At 62.7% G+C, this 23,397-nt stretch carries 19 protein-coding genes; 11 read left to right on the top strand and 8 right to left on the bottom strand.

The features are described from left to right. Positions 1-47 precede the first annotated feature (47 nt). The 3 genes from gcvT (at position 48) to gcvP (ending at position 4,766) form a co-directional block, all read left to right on the top strand. Positions 48-1,145, top strand: coding sequence for a glycine cleavage system aminomethyltransferase GcvT (gene gcvT, locus ACT5M9_RS02640; RefSeq protein WP_457978178.1), 1,098 nt, complete (start codon positions 48-50; stop codon positions 1,143-1,145). Positions 1,146-1,219: 74 nt separating this feature from the next. Further along, a complete protein-coding gene (gcvH, locus tag ACT5M9_RS02635; protein ID WP_438548448.1) occupies positions 1,220-1,609 on the top strand; it encodes a glycine cleavage system protein GcvH in 390 nt (129 codons plus the stop codon). Positions 1,610-1,889: 280 nt separating this feature from the next. Then, the gene (gcvP, locus tag ACT5M9_RS02630; RefSeq protein ID WP_457978180.1) at positions 1,890-4,766 is read left to right on the top strand and encodes an aminomethyl-transferring glycine dehydrogenase; all 2,877 of its coding nucleotides are present in this window, start codon (positions 1,890-1,892) and stop codon (positions 4,764-4,766) included. A gap of 82 nt (positions 4,767-4,848) precedes the next feature. Here the strand turns inward: gcvP and ACT5M9_RS02625 are convergent, their stop codons facing one another. From ACT5M9_RS02625 to ACT5M9_RS02610, 4 genes are all read right to left on the bottom strand, one after another. Next, a complete protein-coding gene (locus tag ACT5M9_RS02625; RefSeq protein WP_457978182.1) occupies positions 4,849-5,331 on the bottom strand; it encodes a VOC family protein in 483 nt (160 codons plus the stop codon). 54 nt (positions 5,332-5,385) lie between these two features. After that, positions 5,386-5,601, bottom strand: a complete 216-nt coding sequence (locus ACT5M9_RS02620) for a hypothetical protein (RefSeq protein WP_457978184.1) — start codon at positions 5,599-5,601, stop codon at positions 5,386-5,388. 139 nt (positions 5,602-5,740) lie between these two features. Beyond that, complete coding sequence (locus ACT5M9_RS02615; protein ID WP_457978186.1) at positions 5,741-6,949, bottom strand: EAL domain-containing response regulator; 1,209 nt, start codon at positions 6,947-6,949, stop codon at positions 5,741-5,743. Beyond that, positions 6,930-11,240 carry an ATP-binding protein gene (locus tag ACT5M9_RS02610; RefSeq protein ID WP_457978188.1) on the bottom strand — a complete coding sequence of 1,437 codons (4,311 nt, stop codon included), beginning with the start codon at positions 11,238-11,240 and terminating at the stop codon, positions 6,930-6,932. The genes ACT5M9_RS02615 and ACT5M9_RS02610 overlap by 20 nt, the downstream gene beginning before the upstream one ends. Before the next feature lie 119 nt (positions 11,241-11,359). Here ACT5M9_RS02610 and ACT5M9_RS02605 point away from each other — a divergent pair, with 119 nt between their 5' ends. Beyond that, a complete protein-coding gene (locus ACT5M9_RS02605) occupies positions 11,360-12,109 on the top strand; it encodes a class I SAM-dependent methyltransferase (protein ID WP_457978190.1) in 750 nt (249 codons plus the stop codon). 125 nt (positions 12,110-12,234) lie between these two features. Here the strand turns inward: ACT5M9_RS02605 and ACT5M9_RS02600 are convergent, their stop codons facing one another. From ACT5M9_RS02600 to ACT5M9_RS02585, 4 genes are all read right to left on the bottom strand, one after another. Continuing rightward, complete coding sequence (locus ACT5M9_RS02600) at positions 12,235-12,480, bottom strand: PA2433 domain-containing protein (protein ID WP_457978192.1); 246 nt, start codon at positions 12,478-12,480, stop codon at positions 12,235-12,237. Between the two features lie 211 nt (positions 12,481-12,691). Then, a complete protein-coding gene (gene ahpF, locus ACT5M9_RS02595; protein WP_457978194.1) occupies positions 12,692-14,278 on the bottom strand; it encodes an alkyl hydroperoxide reductase subunit F in 1,587 nt (528 codons plus the stop codon). 158 nt (positions 14,279-14,436) lie between these two features. Further along, on the bottom strand, positions 14,437-15,003 hold the full coding sequence (gene ahpC, locus ACT5M9_RS02590; protein ID WP_438548438.1) for an alkyl hydroperoxide reductase subunit C: 567 nt from the start codon (positions 15,001-15,003) through the stop codon (positions 14,437-14,439). 635 nt (positions 15,004-15,638) lie between these two features. Continuing rightward, entirely contained in the window at positions 15,639-16,085 is a 447-nt protein-coding gene (locus ACT5M9_RS02585) for a CBS domain-containing protein (protein ID WP_457978196.1), read from the bottom strand. A gap of 212 nt (positions 16,086-16,297) precedes the next feature. Here ACT5M9_RS02585 and queA point away from each other — a divergent pair, with 212 nt between their 5' ends. The 7 genes from queA (at position 16,298) to nlpI (ending at position 23,345) form a co-directional block, all read left to right on the top strand. Continuing rightward, positions 16,298-17,365, top strand: coding sequence for a tRNA preQ1(34) S-adenosylmethionine ribosyltransferase-isomerase QueA (queA, locus tag ACT5M9_RS02580; RefSeq protein WP_457978198.1), 1,068 nt, complete (start codon positions 16,298-16,300; stop codon positions 17,363-17,365). A gap of 119 nt (positions 17,366-17,484) precedes the next feature. Further along, positions 17,485-18,621 carry a tRNA guanosine(34) transglycosylase Tgt gene (gene tgt, locus ACT5M9_RS02575; protein ID WP_457978200.1) on the top strand — a complete coding sequence of 379 codons (1,137 nt, stop codon included), beginning with the start codon at positions 17,485-17,487 and terminating at the stop codon, positions 18,619-18,621. Between the two features lie 51 nt (positions 18,622-18,672). Continuing rightward, positions 18,673-19,008, top strand: coding sequence for a preprotein translocase subunit YajC (yajC, locus tag ACT5M9_RS02570; RefSeq protein ID WP_100858982.1), 336 nt, complete (start codon positions 18,673-18,675; stop codon positions 19,006-19,008). 18 nt (positions 19,009-19,026) lie between these two features. Next, positions 19,027-20,880: a protein translocase subunit SecD gene (gene secD / locus ACT5M9_RS02565; RefSeq protein ID WP_457978202.1), complete on the top strand. Its 1,854-nt coding sequence runs from the start codon at positions 19,027-19,029 to the stop codon at positions 20,878-20,880. Positions 20,881-20,889: 9 nt separating this feature from the next. Beyond that, positions 20,890-21,837, top strand: a complete 948-nt coding sequence (gene secF, locus ACT5M9_RS02560) for a protein translocase subunit SecF (RefSeq protein WP_438548433.1) — start codon at positions 20,890-20,892, stop codon at positions 21,835-21,837. A 108-nt stretch (positions 21,838-21,945) separates the two neighbouring features. Then, positions 21,946-22,314: a rhodanese-like domain-containing protein gene (locus ACT5M9_RS02555; protein WP_457978204.1), complete on the top strand. Its 369-nt coding sequence runs from the start codon at positions 21,946-21,948 to the stop codon at positions 22,312-22,314. An 89-nt stretch (positions 22,315-22,403) separates the two neighbouring features. Beyond that, complete coding sequence (nlpI, locus tag ACT5M9_RS02550; protein WP_438548431.1) at positions 22,404-23,345, top strand: protease adaptor lipoprotein NlpI; 942 nt, start codon at positions 22,404-22,406, stop codon at positions 23,343-23,345. Positions 23,346-23,397 lie beyond the last annotated feature (52 nt).

Below are 23,397 nucleotides of genomic sequence, written 5' to 3'. Positions count from 1 at the left end.
GGTGTTGTCGCCAACGCTTTAGGGCTCTTTGCTAAGGAAAGAATGCGATGATCCAGACTACAGTACTGCATCCCAAGCACCTGGAAGCGGGCGCCAAGATGGTGGATTTCCACGGTTGGGAAATGCCCATCAACTACGGCTCCCAGCTGGAAGAGCACCACGCGGTGCGCACCGATGCGGGCATGTTCGATGTCTCCCACATGACCATCGTCGATTTGACCGGCGAGCGGGTCAAAGCCTTCCTGCAACACCTGCTGGCCAACGACGTGGCCAAGCTGACCATCCCCGGCAAGGCCCTCTACAGCGGCATGCTGAACCCGGACGGTGGCGTCATCGATGACCTCATCACCTACTATCTCGGCGACACCTTCTACCGCCTGGTGGTGAACTCCGCCACTCGCGAGAAGGATCTGGCCTGGATCCGCCATCACGCCATCGACTTTGCCGTGAGCGTCACCGAACGTCCCGAACTCGCCATGATCGCGGTGCAGGGTCCCCAGGCCAAGGCCAAGGCGGCCAAGGTGTTCAGCGCCGAGCAGAACGCCGCCGTGGCGGGCATGAAGCCCTTCTTCGGCGTGCAGGCCGGCGATCTCTTCATCGCCACCACAGGCTACACAGGTGAAGACGGCTACGAGATCGTGGTGCCCGAGCCGCAGGCCTGCGCCCTCTGGCAGGCGCTGCTGGATAACGGCGTGGCCCCTTGCGGCCTGGGTGCCCGTGACACCCTGCGCCTCGAAGCCGGCATGAACCTCTACGGTCAGGACATGGACGAATCTATCTCTCCGCTGGCCGCCAACATGGCCTGGACCCTGGCCTGGGAGCCTGCGGATCGCCAGTTTATCGGCCGCGCCGCCCTGGAAGCCCAGAAGGCCGCCGGCACCCAGCCCAAGCTGGTGGGTCTGGTGATGGAAGAGAAGGGGGTGCTGCGTGCCGGCATGCCGGTCACCTTCACCAGCGAGAGCGGCGAGACCCGCGAAGGGGTGATCACCTCAGGCTCCTTCTCGCCGACCCTGGGCTACAGCATCGCCCTGGCCCGGGTGCCCCGCGACATCGGCTCCGAGGCTCAGGTCGAGATCCGCAAGAAGCTGGTCACGGTGAAGGTCACCAAACCGGCCTTCGTGCGCAACGGCCAGCCACTGGTGTAATGATTGATGGCGGCGGAGGATGCCCTTCGCCCGCTCTTTTATAAAAGCGATCCAAGTACATAAAGGAAGCAGAAATGAGCCATATCCCGAGCGAACTGAAATATGCCACCTCCCACGAGTGGGTCCGTGTTGAAGCCAACGGTGAGGCCGTGGTCGGCATCACAGAGCACGCCCAGGATCTGCTGGGGGACATGGTGTTCGTGGATCTGCCGGAAGTGGGCAAGCAAGTCAGTGCCGGTGAAGAGTGCGCCGTGGCCGAGTCTGTGAAAGCCGCCTCCGACATCTACAGCCCGGTGAGCGGCGAGATCATCGCCGTCAACGAAGAGCTGGAAGGCAGCCCGGAACTGGTCAACTCCGACCCCTACGACGCCGGCTGGCTGTTCCGCATCAAGCTGAGCGACGCCTCCGAGCTCGCCAACCTGCTGGATGCCGAAGGCTACCAGAACGTGGTGGACGAAGAGTAAGCATGCCGGGCCCTGCAAGGATTTGCAGGGCCTTTTTGTTTGACCGCCAGCCGCCTCCGGTGCGCTGACGGCAGGGTGAAGTCGCCCGCGCCAACCCCTCCTATCCCCGCGGGTGAGACGGGCAGGCCGCCAGAATCGCGACCCCCAGGGATGCCCTTGTGCACCCCGTGTCCGCACTCAGTGCCAGCGACACACAGAACATGAGTGGAGTCGGCGCCGCCGGCTCGGGAATGTCTATCAGGACTTATTAGCAGGACCTATTTAGCAGGAAATCAGGGAAATGACTCAGTCACTGTTTGAACTCGAACAAAAAACCGACTTCATCCGCCGTCACATCGGCCCGGGTGAGGAAGAGCTGCGCGCCCTGCTGGCCGTGGTGGGCGCAGAGAGCCTGGACGATCTCATCGATCAGACCGTCCCCGCCGCCATCCGCCGTCCGGGCCCCCTCGGCATCGGCGCTCCCATGACCGAGGTGGAGGCCCTGGCCAAGCTCAGGGGCTACGCCGCGAAGAACCAGATCGCCAAGAGCTACATCGGCATGGGTTATCACGACACTCACGTGCCCCACGTCATCTTGCGCAACGTGCTGGAAAACCCGGGCTGGTACACCGCCTACACCCCCTATCAGCCCGAGCTGGCTCAGGGCCGTCTCGAGGCGCTGCTGAACTTCCAGCAGCTGACCCTGGATTTGACCGGCATGGACCTGGCCAGCGCCTCTCTGCTGGATGAGGCCACCGCCGCCGCCGAGGCCATGGCGCTCGCCAAGCGCATGGCCAAATCCAAGTCCAACCTCTTCTTCGTGGCCGATGACGTGCATCCTCAGGTGATCGACGTGGTCAAGGAGCGGGCGGTGCACTTTGGCTTCGACGTGGCCGTCGGCCCCGCCGCCGAGGCGGTGAGCGAGGAGGTGTTCGGTGCCATGTTCCAATACCCCGGCACCACGGGCAAGGTCGCCGATCTGCGTGCCCTGATCGCCGCGGTCCAGGCCCAGAAGGGCTTGGCCTGCGTCGGCGCCGACATGCTCTCCTTGTTGCTGCTCAAATCCCCCGGTGAGCTGGGCGCGGACGTGGTGTTCGGCTCCGCCCAGCGCTTCGGCGTGCCCATGGGTTACGGTGGCCCCCACGCCGCCTTCTTCGCCACCCGCGACACCTACAAGCGCTCCATGCCGGGGCGCATCATAGGCGTCTCCAAGGATGCCCGTGGCAAGGCCGCCCTGCGCATGGCGATGCAGACCCGCGAGCAGCACATCCGCCGCGAGAAGGCGAACTCCAACATCTGTACCGCCCAGGTGCTCTTGGCCAACATGGCGAGCTTCTACGCCGTCTACCACGGCCCGGTGGGGCTCAAGACCATAGCGTCCCGCGTGCATCGTTTGACTTCCATCCTGGCGCTGGGCCTCAAGGCCAAGGGCGTGCCCCTCAAGCATGACAGCTGGTTCGATACGATCACTGTGTTGACCGCTGACAAGGCTGGGCTGGTTGCCCGTGCCGAGGCTCTTGGCATCAACCTGCGCGCGGATCTGGACGGCGCCGTGGGCGTGTCGCTCTCCGAGACCACCACCCGCGAGGACGTGGCCGAGTTGTTTGATCTGTTCCTGGGCCAGGGTCATGGCCTGGATGTGGCTGCCCTGGATGCCAAGGCACAGGCCCATCACGCCATCCCGCAGGATCTGCTGCGCACCGATGCCGTGCTGACCCACGAGGTGTTCAACAAGTACCACTCCGAGACCGAGATGCTGCGCTACATCCACCGTCTCGAGGCGAAGGATCTGGCCCTGAACTACGCCATGATCTCGCTCGGCTCCTGCACCATGAAGCTCAACGCCACCGCCGAGATGATCCCGGTGACCTGGCCCGAGTTCGGCAAGCTGCACCCCTTCGCGCCCCTGACCCAGACTCAGGGCTACCAGCTGCTGCTGGCAGATCTGGAAGACTGGTTGGTGAAGGTGACCGGTTACGACGCGGTCTGCATGCAGCCAAACTCGGGCGCCCAGGGCGAGTACGCTGGCCTCCTGGCCATCAAGAAGTACCACGAGTCCCGTGGCGAGGGGCATCGCGATGTCTGCCTGATCCCGGCCTCCGCCCACGGTACCAACCCGGCTTCCGCCCAGATGGCGGGCCTCAAGGTCATCGTCACCGCCTGCGACAAGGCCGGTAACGTGGATCTCGACGACCTGCGCGCCAAGGCCGCCGAGGTGGGGGATCAACTCTCCTGCCTGATGGTGACCTACCCCTCCACCCACGGGGTGTACGAGGAGACCATCAAGGAGGTGTGCGACATCGTGCACCAGTATGGTGGTCAGGTGTACCTGGATGGCGCCAACATGAACGCCCAAGTGGGTCTGACGGCGCCTGGTTTCATCGGGGCGGACGTCTCTCACCTCAACCTGCACAAGACCTTCGCCATTCCCCATGGCGGTGGCGGTCCCGGCATGGGTCCCATCGGCGTGAAGCAGCACCTGGCGCCGTTCGTGGCCGGTCACGCCGTGGTCAAGACCGACAAGGAGAGCCGTGACAACGGCGCCGTGTCGGCGGCCCCGTTCGGTTCGGCCAGCATACTGCCCATCAGCTGGATGTATATCGCCATGCTGGGGGACGAGGGGCTGAAGAAGTCCACCCAGGTGGCCATCCTCAACGCCAACTACCTGGCCAAGAAGCTGGGGGAATCCTTCCCAGTGCTCTACACCGGTCGCAACAACCGGGTCGCCCACGAGTGCATCCTGGACATACGTCCCCTCAAGGAAGCCTCAGGTATCAGCGAGATGGACGTGGCCAAGCGGCTGATGGACTACGGCTTCCACGCGCCGACCATGAGCTTCCCGGTAGCGGGTACCCTGATGGTCGAGCCGACCGAATCTGAATCCAAGCGCGAGCTGGATCGCTTCGTCGAGGCCATGACCCGTATTCGTGCCGAGATCGCCAAGGTGCAGGACGGCCACTGGAGCCTGACCGACAACCCCCTGGTGCATGCGCCCCATACCCAGGACGACGTGATGGACGAGCAGTGGGCTCGCGCCTACAGCCGCGCCGAGGCGGTCTTCCCGTCCGACGCCGTGCGCGCCGCCAAGCTGTGGCCGTCCGTCAATCGTATCGACGACGTCTACGGGGATCGCAACCTGTTCTGCTCCTGCATCCCGACCGAGGATTACCTCGACTGATGCAAGTGTGAAAAGCACTGTTCTAAAGAGACCAAGGCCCTGCATCGCAGGGCCTTTTTTATGGCTGATGGGGCTGGGTGGCTCAGCCTCGCCGGGCTGCCTCGATGCGGGCGATGTCGATCTTGCCCATCTGCATCATGGCTTCGAAGGCGCGCCGGGCGGCGGCGGTATCCGGGTCGGCCAGGGCCTGGGTGAGGGCGAGGGGGGTGATCTGCCAGGAGAGGCCCCACTTGTCCTGACACCAGCCGCACTCGCTCGCCTGGCCGCCGTTGTCTATGATGGCGTGCCAGTAACGATCCGTCTCGGCCTGGGTCTCGGTCGCTATCTGGAACGAGAAGGCCCAGCTGTGGTTGACCCCGGGGCCGCCGTTGAGGCCGAGGCAGGGGATCCCCATCAGGGTAAATTCGACCGTCAGCAGATCCCCCCGCTTGCCGGAGGGAAAGTCGGTGGGGGCATAAAACAGCGCGCCGACGCTGGAGTCGGGGAAGAGGCCCGCATAAAACCGGGCGGCCTCCTCGGCGTCGCCATCGTACCAGAGGCAGATCCTGTTCTTTTTCGTTTGCATCGCATCCTCTCTCCATCAAATGGCTTGCCGGCAGCACAATGGGCTGCCGGCTGGCTATGGGGCCGTGGCTGCAGAGGCGGCGGATGCCGATGCCTGCGTGGCATCCACGGCGGCGCTGAGGGCCTGCTGGAATTCGTCCATCTGCGCCTTGGCTTGTTTGGCCTGCTCGGCTTGGAGTGCCCCCGTGGTGGCCGCCGTGCCGGCCAGCTCGGGGCCGCAGCCCCATAATAGGGTGGCGAGGAGGGGAAGCAGATATCTGGGGTGCAACATGGGGTCCTCCCGTCGGCTTGGGGTTGCTCGGGCTTGCCACCTCGCAGGGGGCAAACTTGAGTGTAGCGCCGGGGAGGCATGGGGCGCGCTCACCTAACCGAAAGAGGGAGTATCCGTCGATGGGTTCGAGGCTCAGATCCTATGCCTGCCGATCGGGCCCATTGGCCAGCCAGTCGGCATGCCAGCCCGGCAGCTGGTCGGCAGGCATGGGGCGGCCCGCGTAGTAGCCCTGGCATTCGTCGCAGCCGAGGCGGGCCAGCTGATCCCAGGTTCCCTTGTCTTCCACCCCCTCGGCCACCGTCCTGAGCCCCATCTTGCGGGCCAGGATCAGGGTCGACTCTATGATGGCGAGTCGCACCGGATCCTGGTGGCAGCGGTCGACGAAGCCCCGATCCAGCTTGAGCTCGGTGAAGGGGAGCTGGCTGAGTTGTTGCAAGGAGGAGTAGCCGGTGCCGAAGTCATCGATGGAGAGGCCAAAGCCGTGCATCCGCAGCCGGCTCAGCAGCTCGAGGGAGTGGCCAAGATCCCGGACGAAGGCGCTCTCCGTCACCTCCAGGGTGATGAGCTTGGGGGTTACCCCTCGCAGCTGGCACCGGGCGATCAGCAGATCGCACAGTCTCCCCTCGATCAGGCTGTGGCTCGAGAGGTTGATGGCGAGCCTGAGAGGGCGGCCCGCTTGATGCCAGTTCGCGGCATCACCCAGGCTCTGCTCGATGAGGCACTCGCTCAGGGGATCGATGAGGCCGCTCTCTTCGGCCAGGGGGATGAAGCGGGCCGGTGCTATCAGGCCCAGGGTCGGATGCTGCCAGCGTGCCAGCGCCTCCACCCCCAGCCATTCGCCGGTCCTGAGGCTCACCTTGGGTTGATACCAGGGCACTATCTCCCCCCGTGCCAGCGCCAGCCTGAGATCCTCGGCGGCTACGAAGGGGTCGCTGGCGGCGGCTGGAGGAGCCTCTTGCGGCCCCCAGCTGGCCAGCAGCCCGGCGAGCTGCCCCAGGCTTGCGGGCTTGTCCAGCCGGCCGAGCACCCGCAGGCCATAGGCATGCCCCATGCGCCGCACTGCCTCCACGACGTCATCCTTGAGGGCGCTGGCGAGTATGATGCCGCCGCGAAAACCGCTGAGGGAGAGGCGGCGCAGCAGGGCCATGCCGTCCATGCCGGGCATGCGCAGATCGCACAGCATTATGTCCACCCGGTGCTGTTGGCACAGGGTCAGAGCCGCCTCCCCATCGCCAGCCTCGAGCGGTGCCCGGTAGCCGAGGGCCCGGGTCTGGTGGCTCAGGACTTTTCGCTGAAAGGGGTTGTCCTCCACCACCAGGATGGCGATCTCAGCGCGGGGTGTGTTCATCGAGCCAGGCTCCTATCTCGTGGTTGACGGCCAGCGCCTGCTGTTGCACTTGCTGCACCAGCTCGGCCAATGGTTCGGTTTGCTGCCGCTTGCAGCAGGTCTCCAGGGCCAGCGCCAGCTCGGCCAGGGCGAGTTCCCCCGTCATGTGGGCGGCCCCCTTGATGCTGTGAGCTGCATCGAACAGGGTCTCCCACGCCAGCGCGGGCAGCGCCTGTTGCAGGTTCGCCAGATCGCGCCCGTTACTGAGCAGGTATTCGGCCGCCAGGGTGCGAGCCTCGGTCTCGCTGCCAAACAGGGCGATCCAGCGTGCTGCCACCGTCGCCACGTCGGTCTGGGGAGGCAGGGAGAATTGGGGCTGGCCGGGACCCTCATCCTGCGCCAGGTAGTGCCCGAGCAGCTGGGCGAGATCCGCCAGCTCATAGGGCTTGTGGAGCATGGCGGTCATGCCCGCCTCGGCGCTCAGGCGACTCACCTCCTTGGAGGCATCCGCCGTGATGCCGATGATGGGGGCCGTCACCCCCTGCTCACGCAGGGTGGAAGTGAGCCGGTAGCCATCGAGTTCGGGCATGTGGCAGTCGGTGAGCAGCAGATCGAAGGAGGACTGGGACCAGGCCGCCAGGGCCTGGCGTCCGTTTTCGCACAGCGCGAACCCTATCCCCAGCAGGCCGAGCTGGCGCTGCAGCAGGGCCCGGTTGACCGGGTGATCCTCGGCGACCAGCACCCGGCCACGCAGCCGGGGGAGGCTGGGGACGAGGGCCATGGGGTTCTCCTCCGCGGCGATCAGCTCGAGGCAGCACTCCTGCAGCAGATCCGGGTAGAGCGGGTGCTGGCCAAGGCGCAGGCAGCGGCCGGGGTGAAGACTGGTGCGCAGGCTCTCCCGCTCGCTGAGATAGAGGATGCGGTAGTCCTGGTGCAGCACCCGGCAGGCGGGACTCGGACTTTCGTGTTGGCAGCCCGGCGGGCAGAGGGTCTGCGCATCCTGCTCATCGAGCAGCAGCAGGCCCGGGGCCAGGGGATGGTGGCGATCGCGCAGGCTTATGTCGGCACCGAAGCGGCGCAGCAGGGCCGCCGCCTCCGGCAGGGAGCGCGAGACTTGCCAATGACTGCCGGCGAGGGGCGGTGCGTCCCAATGGGGCTGACACAGGGGCAGGGACAGAATGGCCCGGGTCCCCTGGCCGGGCTCGCTCTCGAGCACCAGATTGCCCCCCATCTGCTGCACCAGATTGCGGCTGATGGCGAGTCCGAGGCCGGAGCCACCGAAGCGGCGGCTGATGCTGGTGTCTTCCTGCTCGAAGGGGGTGAAGAGGCGGGGCAGGCGCTCGGGGGCGATGCCGATGCCGGTGTCCTCCACCCGCAACCAGAGCTTAGCCTCCAGATAGGCGAGGGTGAGGGTGATGTGTCCCCGCTCGGTGAACTTGATGGCGTTGTGCAGCAGGTTGGCGCAGATCTGCCCCAGCCGCTTGGCATCCAGCTCGGCCCTGTCCGGCAACTGGGTGTCCCACTGCAGGTGAACCTGCAGCCCCTTCTGGCGCGCTGCCGCCGCGTTGCTGCGCACCACGGCGCACAGCACCTCGGCCAAGCGCGCCGGATGCGGCTCCAGGTGCAACTGACCCGCCTCCATCTTGGAGTAGTCGAGGATGTCGTTGACCAGGTAGAGCAGGTTGTCGGCTGAACTGATCACGTTGCGTACCAGATAGTGCTGATCCTCGCTGAGCTGGCCGAGTTGCAGCAGCTCCAGCATGCCGTGCATGCCGGCGATGGGGGTGCGCAGCTCGTGGCTCATGGTGGCGAGGAAGCGATCCCGGGCCCGGGTCGCCGCCTCCGCCTTCTGGCGTGCCTCCTTGAGCGCCTGCTGCTGCTCATTCATGGCCGTGATGTCCTGCACCATGCCATAGAGCAGGGCACTGCCATCCTCCTGGTGGATGACGTTGCCACGCACCTGCAGGGTACGTACCCGGCCATCCACCTGGCGGGAGGGGATGGTGAGCTCGACCTGGGTCTGCTGGCAGATCTGGCGCTCGAATTCGGCGATCAGGGTCGCGCGCAGGGAGTCGTCGAGGTGGAGGAGGAGCTCATGGTGCTGGCGGGAGAGCAGCTGCTCGGAGGTGATGAGATCCATCGCCTGACAGCCGGCGCTCACATACTGGAATTGCCCCTCTCCCTCACCGAAATAGGTGAACTGGAATACGAAGCCGGGGATGCTGTCGGTGAGCCGGGCCAGCCTGGCCTCCGCCTCCCTGGCGCGAGCCTGGGCATTCAGCTGCTCGGTCATGTCGGTGAGCACGGTGAGTACCCCCGCCTTCTCCCCATTCGGGCCGAGGAAGAGCCGCTTGTGGTAGGTGACGACCCGCTCGGCCCCATCGCGCTGCCAGGCCTCCCCCCGGGAGTGGAGATCCTCCCCGCTCTCCCACACCTGCGCATCTTCCGCTTGCACGCGCAGTATGACCTCGAGGGGCAGAATGTCGCTGAGCAGCAGGGCATAGTCTCCCTGGGTGTTTTTGCCACCGAGGTAGAACTGGCGGTAGGCCCGGTTGGTGACCGCTATCTCCAGCCGCTCGTTGGTGAGCACCACCATGTTGGGCAGGGTGTCGAGCAGGGTCGCCATTAGTTGCAGCTGGCGGGAGAGCTCGGCCTCGGCCCGCTGGCGCTGGCGTACCTCGCGGCTCATGGACCGATTCCAGAGATAGGCCAGCAGCGTCACGAGAAAGAGGCTGCCCAGCATGGTCAAAATCAGTTTAAGCAGCTGTTTTTTGTTGATCCCGGTTTCTATTTTCAGGGTGAACCACTTGTCCTGCAGCAGCTGCATCTCTGCCGGGCTGATCGTCGCCAGGGTCTTGCCGAGGATGCTGGCCAGCAAGGGATCGCCTTTGCCGACCACCATCGCCAGGGGGACGTCCAGCTCGCTGCCGCTATAGGCGATGCGCAGCCCCTGATCTGTCTCCTTGCGCAGGATCTGCTCGCTGACTCCCTCGTTGGCCAGTATGTAGTCCACCCGCCCCTCGGCGAGGGCCTCGAGCTGATCATCGAAGGAGGAGAAGGTGACGGGTTCGGCCTGCCAGTTGCGGATGATGGTCTCATCGGCCGAAGCCCGACTCCCTGCCACCCTGGCCCCTCTTATCTCCTTGAGGGAGCCGAGTTCTCCCTTCTCGCGCCGGGTGAGCAGCAGCCGCTTCAGGGTCAGGTAGTCCGGGGTGAACAGGAAGTGGGGGCGACGCTCTGGCAGGTTGACGATGGCCGGGACGACGTCCAGCTTGCCCTCTGCCAGTGTGGCCAGGCTGCCCCCTTCTGGCACAGTGGGTTGCAGCTTGAAATGCAGACCACTGCGCCGCTCGATCAGGGCGAGCAGATCCGCCAGCATGCCGGTGAGTTTACCGTTCTCATCAACGGTGGCCAGGCCAAACCAGGGGCCGGGAGCGAATCGGATATCCCGGTGATGGGCCATCCATGCCTCTTCCTCGGGAGTGAACAGGCTGACCGCTCTGGCCTGCTCCTTTGGCTCGCTATAGGTGTCGGCCAGTTCCATCAGGGCGTGTTTGTCCAGGGGGGTCAGGCTGTCCACCGCCAGGCTCAGCAGGGGACCGAGAGCACGGTTGCTGGAGAGGGTGGCGAGGGACAGCTGGGCGGGGTCAACCCAGGGCACCTCGACCATCTGTTGGGTCTTGACGCGCTGACTGGAAAGGTTGCTCTCCAGATAGGGGCGATCGGAGAGGTAGGCATCCGCCAACCCGTACTTGACCATGAACAGGGCCTCGATGTTGCGGTCCACGTACCTGATCTTGTTGAACCCAAGCTGTTCGAGCAGATCGCAGCTGTCGTAGCCGCGTTCGCAGACCCACTGCATCTGCGCGGCCTGCGCCCGGCTGGGCGAGGGGCCCGGTCGGGCGAGCAGCACGGCGCGGGGGATCTCGATGAGGGGGGCGGTGAAGTGCATCCAGCGCTGGCGCTGGGGGGTCAGGGTCACCCCGGCCAGGGCATCCACCTCGCCGCGGCGCAAGGCGCGTTGGGCATCCTCGAAGGTGGGATAGGCCCGGTAGCCTAGCCTGAGATCGAGCCGTTGACTGAGGGTCTGCAGATAGTCGTGCAGCAGGCCCTGATAGCGGTTATTGCCCGTGTAATAGCTGTAAGGGGCCCAGTCGGTCGCCGGCATGCCGATGGTCAGTGTCTGTTTCTCGCGCAGCCACGCTTGCTGTTCGGTATCGAGTCGCAGGGCATAGGGGGGCGGTACGGCCGCCAGCAGGCTCTGGGCGGCCAGCACGGGCAGCAGAAGCAGTAATCGAATGACCCCAAACAAGATACATACTCGGCAAAATGTGATAGGGGTGGCAGTGTAGAAGGGGCATTTCGCAGCGTCTATTGATGACGACATGATGAACAGCTTGGATTCAGCTCTGAGGTAAATGGGAGTATCTGATGGACAGTACCCAACGATTTTCGGCCCGGGTCGAGGCCTATGTGAAGTATCGGCCCGGTTATCCGGCGGCCATGCTGGATTTTCTGGCGACCGAGCTCGCCATGGGGCCGGATGCCCGGGTGGCCGACATAGGGGCGGGCACCGGCATATTGACCGCCCTGCTCGCCCCCAGGGTGGGCGAGATCTTTGCGGTGGAGCCCAACCCCGACATGCGGGGGGCGGCCGAGCGGCTGCTGGCGGGGGCCGGCAATATCCACTGGCTGGGGGGGAGCGCCGAGGCGACCGGCATACCGGCGGGCTGCCTGGATCTCGTCACCGTCGCCCAAGCGTTTCACTGGTTCGATCGAAAGGCCTTCAAGGCCGAGTGCCGGCGTCTGCTCAAACCCGGCGGCCGGGTTGCCCTCATCTGGAACGATCGGCTGACCGACACCGGTTTTCTGCAAGCCTATGAGGCGGGGCTGCGCGCCTATTCGGGGGACTACGAGGAGGTCAATCACCGCAACCTCGGTGAGGCCGACTTCGCGGCCTTCTTCGAGGGGGCGTATCGCCTGGACTGCTTCCCCAACCGGCAGTTGTTCGATCTGGATGGTGTCATGGGGCGGCTCAACTCCTCCTCCTATGCCCCCGCCATCGGCACCCCTGCCTATGAGCAACTGGCGGCCCTGATCCGTCTTGAGTTCGAGCGCTGGGCGCAGGATGGCCGGATCGCCTTCAACTACCAGACACTGGTCTATAGCGGTCGGGTTTAGGGCATCAGGGAGTTAGACGACGGGCTGATGACCCGTGAAGGGGAGGAGATGGCAAGCAGCCTGCCAGGCTCAGAAACAGACAGGCCCTCATGAGCGAGGGCCTGTCTGTTTACGGGGGGTGAAGCCTACTGCTTGTCCAGACCGAGCAGGGTCATGGCCTTGGCCAGGGTATCGACGGATTCCTGATGCTTACCCGCCTTGTGCAGGGCTTCCCCCTCGGCCCTGAGTTGCTTCACCTCGGCCAGCTGCTCGGCGCTGAGCACGGGATCGGCGGCCAGGGCATCATCGATCTTCTTCATGTCCATGGGACAGTGAAAGGCGAGGGCGCTGCCGGCGAACAGCAGGCCTGCCAACAACAACACGACTCTCATCTTGACGACCTCCATGATGGGATCCCGTTAAGGATAGCCGCTCAAGAACGGGGCAAGCCGGTGGAAGGGGGCAATGAGGGATGGCCGATCGCCTGGACGACCGAGCCTGCACCGGCCCCTGAGCCAGAGCGGGGAAGGGCGTGATGCCGCGCACAGCGCCATAAAAAAAGCCGACTCCAGGGAGTCGGCTTTTTGTCGGGCGAGGAGCCTATCAGGCGGTCACGGCCTCGCTCTTGGCCGCAGCGGCTTCCGGCGCCGGATTGCGGATGAGGTAATCAAACGCACCCAGGGCGGCGGTGGCACCGGCCCCCATGGAGATGATGATCTGCTTGAAGGGCACGGTAGTGGCATCCCCTGCGGCATAGACACCGGGCAGGGAGGTGGCACCCTTGGTGTCGATCTCGATCTCGCCGAAGCGGGTCAGGGCCACTTCGCTCCCCTTGAGGAACTCGGTGTTCGGCACCAGGCCGATCTGCACGAAGATGCCGGCCACCGCCAGGTGCTTGATCTCGCCTGTGGTGCGGTCCTCGTAATCCATGCCGACCACCTTGCTGCCGTCACCGATCACTTCGGTGGTGCGGGCACTCATGATGATGTCGATGTTGCCCATGGAGCGAGCCTTCTTCTGCAGCACGTCGTCGGCGCGCAGGGTATCGGCAAACTCCACCACGGTGACGTGCTCGACGATGCCGGCGAGGTCGATGGCGGCCTCGATGCCGGAGTTACCGCCGCCGATCACGGCCACGCGCTTGCCCTTGAAGAAGGGGCCATCACAGTGGGGGCAGTAGGCCACGCCCTTGGTGCGGTACTCCACTTCACCCGGCACGTTCAGATCGCGCCAGCGGGCACCGGTCGCCAGGATCACGGCGCGGCTCTTCAGGGTTGCGCCTGAGGCGAGATCCACGTTCACGTAGCCATCCTTGCTGATGGCGGCGGCACGCTGCTCGGTGATCACCTCCACACCGTACTGCTTGACGTGTTGCTCCAGGCTGGCGGCCAGCTTGGGGCCTTCGGTGTAGGGCACGGAGATGAAGTTCTCGATGCCGACGGTGTCCATCACCTGACCACCGAAGCGCTCGGCGACGATGGCGGTGCGGATCCCCTTACGGGCGGCATAGATGGCGGCGGCCGCGCCAGCCGGGCCACCGCCGACGACCAGGACGTCGTAGGGGGCTTTCTCGCTCAGCTCCTCAGCCTTGCGCTCGGCGGCGCCGCTGTCGACCTTGGCCAGGACCTCTTCCAGGGAGATGCGGCCCTGGCTGAACGGCTGACCATTCAGGTAGACGTTTGGCACGGCCATGATCTGGCGCTCGTTGACCTCGTCCTGGAACAGGGCGCCGTCGATCATCACGTGGGTGATGTTCGGGTTCAGGGTCGCCATCAGGTTCAGGGCCTGCACCACGTCCGGGCAGTTGTGGCAGGAGAGGGAGATATAAGTCTCGAAGTGGAACTCACCCTTCAGATTCTTGATCTGCTCCAGCACGGCCGGATCGGCCTTGGAGGGGTGGCCGCCGCTCTGCAGCAGGGCGAGCACCAGGGAGGTGAATTCATGACCCATGGGGATGCCAGCAAAGTGCACGCGGGGGGCCTGGCCCTGGGCCGCGATGCTCATGGAAGGCTTGCGGGCGGCAGTGCCATCGGTCATGGAAATCTTGGGGGACATCTCGCTGATCTCGGTGGCCAGGGCCAGGAGTTCGGCGGATTTGTCGCTGTCATTGCCGGACACGCTGATCTCGATGGGATTGACGATGTACTGCAAGTAACCGTTGAGTTGTTGTTTGAGGTTGGTATCTAACATGGTCGAATTCCTTCTTGCTGAATGCGGGTCGGCGCTATGACTGGATACAGAGAGCACTGAATACAGAGAATACAGGGCCACAAAACAGACCGGCACCCTTGACGTGGGCCGGAAAGCAGACCGGCCCTGAAACGGGCCGGTCTTTAGAGCGGGGAGGCTTAGATTTTGCCTACCAGATCCAGGGACGGGGCCAGAGTGGCTTCGCCTTCTTTCCACTTGGCCGGGCAGACTTCACCCGGGTGAGCGGCAACGTACTGGGCAGCCTTGACCTTGCGCAGCAGTTCCAGGGCGTCACGGCCGATACCACCGGCGTTGATTTCGACGATCTGGATGACGCCTTGCGGGTCGATCACGAAGGTACCACGGTCAGCCAGACCAGCTTCTTCGATCATCACGCCGAAGTTGCGGGTGATGGTACCGGTGGGGTCACCGATCATCGGGTACTGGATCTTCTTGATGGTGTCAGAAGTGTCGTGCCAGGCCTTGTGAGTGAAGTGGGTGTCGGTGGAGACGGCGTAGATCTCGACGCCCAGCTTCTTGAATGCTGCGTAGTTGTCTGCCAGGTCGCCCAGCTCGGTCGGACAAACGAAGGTGAAGTCAGCCGGGTAGAAGAACACCACGGACCACTTGCCTTTCAGATCAGCGTCAGACACCTGAACGAATTTGCCATTGTGGTAAGCGGTAGCGTTGAACGGCTTGATTTCAGTGTTGATATAGGTAGACATGTATTAGCTCCTTGGTGATGTACATATGCCTGTCTGGTTGCGACGAATCTGGCCAGCCGAGGCGTTTAACTTTCGATGGAGGCATCATAGGGCTTTTCGCTAATCGGTCAAAGCCACAATTTTGAATCACTTAAATCTATTTATTAGATAACCCATCGCAACTGTACCTAACATGAATATCTCAGGCCTTGAGAGATAACTCATTGTCGAAGTTCAATTTCTGTCCTGCAGGTCACATTTTCAAGTCCCGGATGGGATCTTGTTTTATCCAGGAGATGAAAGCAGGGAAATATGAAGGATCGTCGGGGGAGGGCGGCAGGCAGACAAAAAAATCCCGGCGTCATCGCAAGAGGAGGCCGGGTCATCAAACAAGGAATGGCGATATATAAAAATGCTTTACAGCAAAGACTTACTACGGGGTGTGCAAACTTGCAGACATATGAAGGGAAGAGTACGGGTGCACAATCCTCATCTCCCCCTCGGCAAACATTGCATGGGAGGCATGATAGTGTGATGGCGATCACAAAGCAAGTTTGTGATGTAACTTTCCATTCAAAATGAAAGGGTTTCAGTTTTATGGCCGATTTAATCGCCTGAAAACGCTTTTAATGTAATTTTATTACGAGATTTCATGATCAAAAGTCCGAGGGAGGCTCCTGCTCTTCGAGCAGCTCCAGCAGGTTGATGGCCACCGCGATGAAATCCGACTCCGTGACTATGCCCACCAGTTTGTGCCCCTTGATGACCGGCAGGCAGCCATATTTGTGGCGCTGCAGGTAGAGGGCCGCCTCCTTGATGCCGGCGCGGGGATCCACGGTCGCCACCTGACGGGTCATGATCTCGTCGAGCTGGACGCTGTCGGTGAACTCCGCCTCCCGCTCCGGGTTGATGAGCAGCAGCTTGGACTCCCGGGTGGCCAGGATATCGGAGAGGGTGACCAGTCCCAGCAGATGATGGTGATCATCGACGATGGGGATGTGGCGGATCCGCTCCTGCTGCATCAGATCCATCGCCTGCTTGACGCTATTCTGTGGACCCAAAGTGAAGGGATGTTCGGTCATGATTTCGGACAGTGTCATCATGGTGGGCCTCCTTGTGTCTCTGCCTCCACCCTAGCCCAGCCTCAGGTACCAGAACATGATCGGGGTCAATACAGATCGTTAAAGAACCGTTAACGCGCAAGCGGTCACAAAAACGCCCGCTATCCCTTGTCTGCCTTGGGTTTTTGGTCTTTTGGGTTGCCTTGAACTAAGGGGATAACTAGACTAGCCGCCGATTCCCCCCGAGGTGAAAGATGCAAGTATCCGATTTTCATTTTGATCTGCCAGACGAGCTGATTGCCCGCTATCCCATGACGCAGCGCACCGCCAGCCGTCTGTTGCAGCTCGATGGTCAAACTGGCGCCCTGCGCCACGGTCAATTTGTGGATGTGCTAGACCGGCTCAATCCCGGCGACCTGCTGGTGTTCAACAACACCCGGGTCATCCCGGCGCGCATGTTTGGCCAGAAGGCCAGCGGCGGCAAGCTGGAGGTGCTGGTGGAGCGGATCCTGGACGAGCACAGCGTGCTGGCCCATGTGCGCTCCTCCAAGTCCCCCAAGCCGGGCACTCGCCTCATCCTGGACGGTGGCCCCGACGGCGAAAAAGTCGAAGCCGAGATGCTGGCCCGCCACGACGCCCTGTTCGAGATCCATTTCCTCGACCCCCGTCCCGTGCTGGCGATCCTGGAGGCCATCGGCCACATGCCGTTGCCCCCCTATATCGACCGTCCCGATGAGGACGCGGATAAAGAGCGCTACCAGACCGTCTACAACCAGAAGCCGGGCGCCGTGGCGGCGCCCACCGCCGGCCTGCACTTCGACGAGCCGCTGCTCGAGCGGATCAAGGCCAAAGGCGTGGAGCTGGCCTTCGTCACCCTGCACGTGGGGGCGGGCACCTTCCAGCCGGTACGGGTAGACAAGATTGAAGATCACCACATGCACTCGGAATATGCCGAGGTGCCGCAGGAGGTGGTGGACGCCATCGCGGCGACCCGCGCCCGGGGCGGCCGCGTCATCGCCGTCGGCACCACCTCGGTGCGATCCCTGGAGAGCGCCGCCAAGGTGACCCTGGCCCAGGGCAAGCCGCTCGCACCGTTTTTCAGCGACACCGACATCTTCATCTTCCCGGGTTACGAGTTCCAGATAGTCGATGCCATGATCACCAACTTCCACCTGCCGGAGTCGACCCTGATCATGCTGGTCAGCGCCTTCGCCGGGTACGATCACGTGATGGCGGCCTATCAGGCGGCGGTGACCGGGCAGTACCGTTTCTTCAGCTACGGGGACGCCATGTTCGTCACCCGTCGCCGGGCCGAGGCTTGAAAAGCCTCTGCCTTCAGAACCTGTTCACGATCGTCGAGTAAGATCGCGCAGCTTCTTATATATGGGCCCTCACGGGTCCTCAACTGTCAGACTGTTTCTCTGACTGCATCGAGGTAGCAATGAAATTTGAACTGAAAACCACCGATGGGCGCGCCCGTCGCGGCCAGCTGGTGTTCGAACGTGGTGTGGTACAAACGCCGGCCTTTATGCCGGTCGGCACCTACGGCACCGTCAAGGGGATGACCCCGGAAGAGGTCCGCGAGACCGGCGCCCAGATCCTGCTCGGCAACACCTTCCACCTCTGGCTGCGGCCGGGGCAGGCGGTGATGCGCGCCCACGGGGATCTGCACGACTTCATGAACTGGCAGGGTCCCATCCTGACCGACTCCGGCGGCTTCCAGGTGTTCAGCCTCGGCCACATCCGCAAGATCACCGAGGAGGGGGTGCACTTCCGTCATCCCATCAACGGGGAGAAGATCTTCCTCGACCCCGAGAAGTCCATGGAGATCCAGTACGATCTGGGCTCCGACATCGTGATGATCTTCGACGAGTGCACCCCGTACCCGGCCACTTACGAAGAAGCGCGCAAGTCCATGGAGATGTCCCTGCGCTGGGCCAAGCGCTCCCGGGAGAAGTTCAATGCGCTCGGCAACAAGAACGCCCTGTTCGGCATCATCCAGGGCTCCGTCTACGAGCCGCTGCGGGATGTGTCCCTGGACGGCCTGCTGGAGATAGGCTTCGACGGCTATGCGGTCGGCGGCCTCGCCGTGGGTGAACCCAAGGAAGACATGCATCGCATCCTCGATCACGTCTGCCCGAAGATCCCGGCGGACAAGCCACGCTACCTGATGGGCGTCGGCAAGCCGGAGGACCTGGTGGAAGGGGTGCGCCGCGGCATCGACATGTTCGACTGCGTGATGCCGACCCGCAACGCCCGCAACGGCCATCTGTTCACCACGGACGGCGTGGTCAAGATCCGCAACGCCAAGTATCGCGAGGACACCAGCACCCTGGATGCGGACTGTGATTGCTACACCTGCAAGAACTACACCCGCAGCTATCTGTACCATCTGGACAAGTGCAACGAGATCCTCGGCGCCCGTCTGAATACCATTCATAACCTGCGTTATTACCAGCGGGTGATGCAGGGTTTGCGGGACGCGATCGAGCAGGGTAAATTAGACGACTTTGTAACTGAGTTCTACCGTCGGCAAGGGAAGCCTGTGCCTCCATTGGCTGAAAACGACACGAAATAACAACGAGTTATCAGCTAGTCATCAAATCTACATCAAACAAGAGGTTGTTAAATGAGCATTATCTCCAAGGCATATGCAGAAGGCGCGGCTCCGGGTGCACAGGGTGGTGGCATGGAAATGATCATCATGCTGGCCGTCTTCGGTCTCATCTTCTATTTCATGATCTACCGCCCCCAGGCCAAGCGCGCCAAGACCCATCGCGATCTGATGAGCTCCCTGGCCAAGGGTGACGAAGTGCTCACCTCAGGTGGTCTGGTCGGCAAAATCGCCAAGGTCTCCGCCGACAGCGAATACATCGTGCTGGCCCTGAACGATCAGACCCAGGTCACCATCAAGCGTGACTTCGTCTCTGCCGTTCTGCCCAAGGGTTCTATCCAGTCCCTCTAATCTCCCGAGGAGCACAGCGTGTTAAATCGCTATCCGCTGTGGAAATACCTGATGGTGGTCGTGGTGATCGCCGTCGGTTTTCTATATGCAGCCCCCAATCTTTACGGCGAAGACCCGGCCTTGCAGGTTTCTGCCAGCCGCGGTGCCGAAGTCAAACTCGAGACGCTGGATCAGGTGAAGGAGACGCTTGAAGCGGCCCATATCCCGGTCAAACACGCTGCCTTCGAACACGGCTTCATCCTGGTTCGCTTCAACAACACCGAAGATCAGCTCAAAGCCCGTGACATCGTCGCCAACAAGCTGGGCGACAACTTCATCACGGCCCTGAACCTGGCGCCGTCCACCCCTGCCTGGCTCGAAGCCATCGGCGCCGCGCCCCTCAAGCTCGGTCTTGACCTGCGCGGTGGTGTGCACTTCCTGATGGAAGTGGACATGGCCGAGGCGCTGGCCAAGCAGCAAGAGCAGATGGTGCAGGATTTCCGCTCCGAGCTGCGTACCCAGAAGATCCGTTACTCCGGCGTGCGCCGGGTCGGGGATCAGGTGCAGGTGGTCTTCCGCGAGGAGGCCGATCAGTCCAAGGCCGTCTCCTTCCTGCGTCGCCAGAATCCGGATCTCACCTTCACCACAGAGCAGAAGGGGGATGACTTCATCCTGCTGGCTGGCCTGAGTGAAGCCAAGATCAAGGAAGTGAAGAAGTACGCTCTCGAGCAGAACATCACCATCATCCGCAACCGGGTGAACGAGCTGGGGGTGGCCGAGCCGCTGGTCCAGCAGCAGGGTGCCGAGCGCATCGTGGTGGAACTGCCGGGGATCCAGGACACCGCCCGTGCCAAGGAGATCCTGGGCGCCACCGCGACCCTGGAATTCCACATGGTCGATGAGACCGCCGATATCCAGGCTGCCGCCAGTGGCCGGGTACCGCCGAGCTCCAAGGTGTACAACGATCGCAACGGTCGTCCCGTGGTGCTGCAAAAGCGCGTGATCCTGACCGGTGACCACATAGTGGGCGCCCAGTCCGGTTTCGATGAATACAGCCGTCCCCAGGTCAACATCAAGCTCGATGGCCAGGGTGGCAACAAGATGGCCAACTTTACCAAGGACAACGTCGGTAAGGGCATGGCCACCGTCTTCATCGAATACAAGCCGGTGGGTCAACCGGGTCCGGATGGGAAGCGCAAGTTCCGCAAGCAGGAAGAGGTGATCAACGTCGCGACTATCCAGTCTCGTCTGGGTAGCCAGTTCCGCATCACCGGCATCGACAACGCCAACGAAGCCCACAACCTGGCGCTGCTGCTGCGTGCCGGTGCCCTGATCGCCCCGATCCAGATCGTGGAAGAGCGCACCATAGGCCCGAGCCTGGGTCAGCAGAACATCGACAGCGGTATGGAAGCCATCGGCTGGGCCATGCTGGTGATCGTGCTGTTCATGGGGATCTACTACCGTGCCTTCGGTTGGGTTGCCAACCTGGCGCTGACCATGAACCTGGTGCTCATCGTCGGTATCATGTCGATGATCCCGGGGGCCACCATGACCCTGCCGGGCATCGCCGGTATCGTCTTGACCCTGGGCATGGCGGTGGATGCGAACGTGCTGATCTATGAGCGTATTCGTGAAGAGATCCGCAACGGTCGCGGGGTGCAGCAAGCCATCCATCTGGGCTTTGATCGCGCCTTCTCCACCATCGCCGACTCCAACGTCACCTCGCTCATCACCTGTGTGATCCTGTTCGGCATCGGTACCGGCGCCATCAAGGGCTTCGCCCTGACGCTGGGGATCGGCCTGACCGCCTCCATGTTTACCGCCATCACGGTATCCCGCGCCATTATCAACCTGGCCTGGGGTGGACGGCGCATCGACAAGCTGCCGATCTAAGGAAGAGACATGTTTCAAATTCTACATTTTGAAAAGCCCATCCCCTTCATGCGTTTCGCCAAGACGGGTATGGTGCTCTCTGCTCTGGTGACGGTGTTCGCCCTCTACATCCTGTTCGATCGCGGCCTGAACTGGGGCCTGGACTTCACCGGTGGTACCACCATCGAGGTGGGGTTCCAGCAGTCCGTGAGCCTGGACAAGATGCACGAGGCGCTGGATCAGCAGAAGATTGAAGGGGCTACCCTGCAGTTCTTCGGCTCCAGCCGCGACGTCCTGGTGCGCATGGCCCCGAAAGAGGGGGTCAAGGTGGAGCAGCAGGGCAACGAGGTGCTGGCGGCTGCCAAGCTCATCGATCAGGATGCCGTGCTCAAGCGCGTCGAGTTCGTCGGTCCTTCCGTGGGTGACGAGCTGGCGACAGACGGTGCCCTGGCCATGCTGGCCTCCATCATCTGTATCCTGATCTACGTGGCGGTGCGCTTCGAGTGGCGTCTGGCCACGGGGGGCATCCTCTCCCTGGCCCACGACGTCATCATCACCCTCGGCATCTTCGCCTACTTCCAGTACGAGTTCGATCTGACCGTGCTGGCGGCGCTGATGACGCTGGTGGGCTACTCCCTGAACGACACCATAGTGGTGTTCGACCGGGTACGGGAGAACTTCCGAAAGGTGCGTCGGGGGGATACCGCCGAAATCATGGATCTCTCCATGACCGAGACCCTGAGCCGGACCATCATCACCTCGGGGTTGACCTTCGTGGTGGTGGTGGCGCTGCTGCTCAAGGGCGGGCCGCTTATTCACGGTTTCGCCATCGCCATGGTGATCGGGGTGGCCTTCGGGACCTACTCCTCCATCTATGTGGCGAGCGCCTCTGCGATGTTCCTCGGGGTCAAGCGGGAGCACATGCTGCCGACCCAGGTGGAAAAAGAGGGCGCGGATCAGCAAGAGATCCTGCCGTAATCGACAAGGGCGCCGCAAGGCGCCCTTTCTCTTATGGTCCGACTGAGTCATGATGCTCGGCAACATTGAGCCACTGGCTCGGGCAACAACGAGTACGAGGAGCAAGCCATGCAACACAACCCCCGTTTTCTGGCTCTGGTAGAGGCCATACGCCCGCAGGTGAAAGAAACCGACGTGCACCAGATCAAGCGCTGGCAGGATGAGGGCCGCGTCTTCCACCTGGTCGATGTGCGGGAGGAGAGCGAGTGGGGAAGGGGGCATCTGCCGGGGGCGGCCTATCTCGGCCGCGGGGTGATAGAGCGGGACATCGAGACCCGCTATCCGGATCCCGCCACCGAGCTCTACCTCTATTGTGGGGGGGGATTCCGCTCCATCCTGGTGGCGGACAACCTGCAGAAGATGGGCTACACCCGGGTGGTCAGTGTCGATGGAGGCTTTCGCGGTTGGCATGACGCCGGATACCCTGTCGAATCCTGATTTATTTGAGGGAGAGGGGCTCAGCCACATGACAAAGTCTCGGTTGGCCTTTACCATATGCGGGTCAAGCGTAAGCGTCGGAGTGTTCATTGAACGTCAGGATAGGGATTGGATACCTCACGGGTATCCTGTTGTTGCTCCCCATGTGGGGATGCAGCAGTAGCAGTCAGGTTGAAGCTCCTCAAGTTCCCAAGCCGCAACCCGCTTCACTGGTATTGGCGACCCCCTTGCAGGTCTCCTACCAGAGCGAGTTGGCGCTGGCGCGACTCGGGCAGATGCTCAGTGAAATGGAGTTGACGACGGAGCAACGGGCCGAGCTGTTCTATGAGCGTGCCGTGGTGTTTGACAGAGTGGGGTTGCGTTCCCTGGCCAGACTGGATTTCAACCGCGCCCTGCGGGAGAAACCCGATTTTGCCGAGGCCTACAACTTCATCGGCGTCTATCTGGTGCAGCAGCAGAACTATGACGAAGCCTATGAGGCCTTCGATTCAGCGCTGGAGCTGGCTCCGGATTATGACTACGCCTATCTCAACCGGGGCATAGCGCTCTATTACGGCAATCGTCCCGAACTCGCGGCCGCCGACATGAAGCGCTTCTACGAGGCGCAGCCGGAAGATCCCTATCGGGTGATCTGGCTCTATCTGGCCGAGCAGAAGCTCGATGCCCCGGCGGCCATGAGCCGGATGCGGGATCGGCTCAACAAGTACGATGACGACGCCTGGAACTGGGATCTGGTTCGCCTCTACACCGGCGAGATCAATGCCACCCAGCTGATGGGCAATGTGGTGAAAGGGGTGAAGGACAACCGGGAGCTCGCCGAGCGCCTGTGCGAGACCTACTTCTACCTCGGCAAGTTTGAGCTGGCCAAGGGCAACCGCAAGGAAGCCATCAGCTACTTCAAGCTGGCCCTTGCCAACAACGTCTACGACTTCATCGAGCACCGCTATGCCCTGCTGGAGCTGGAGCTGATGGCGCGCAAGCCCGTGCCGCCCGGAGCACCGAGCGTACAGAAGAGCAAGCAAGCCTCCTGAATCCAGTGGGCAAGCCATGAAAAAGGCCTCATCACGAGGCCTTTTTGCTGTC

The organism is Aeromonas sp. AE23HZ002T15 (assembly GCF_054165525.2).
This window is presented reverse-complemented; position numbering and strand designations above follow the sequence as displayed.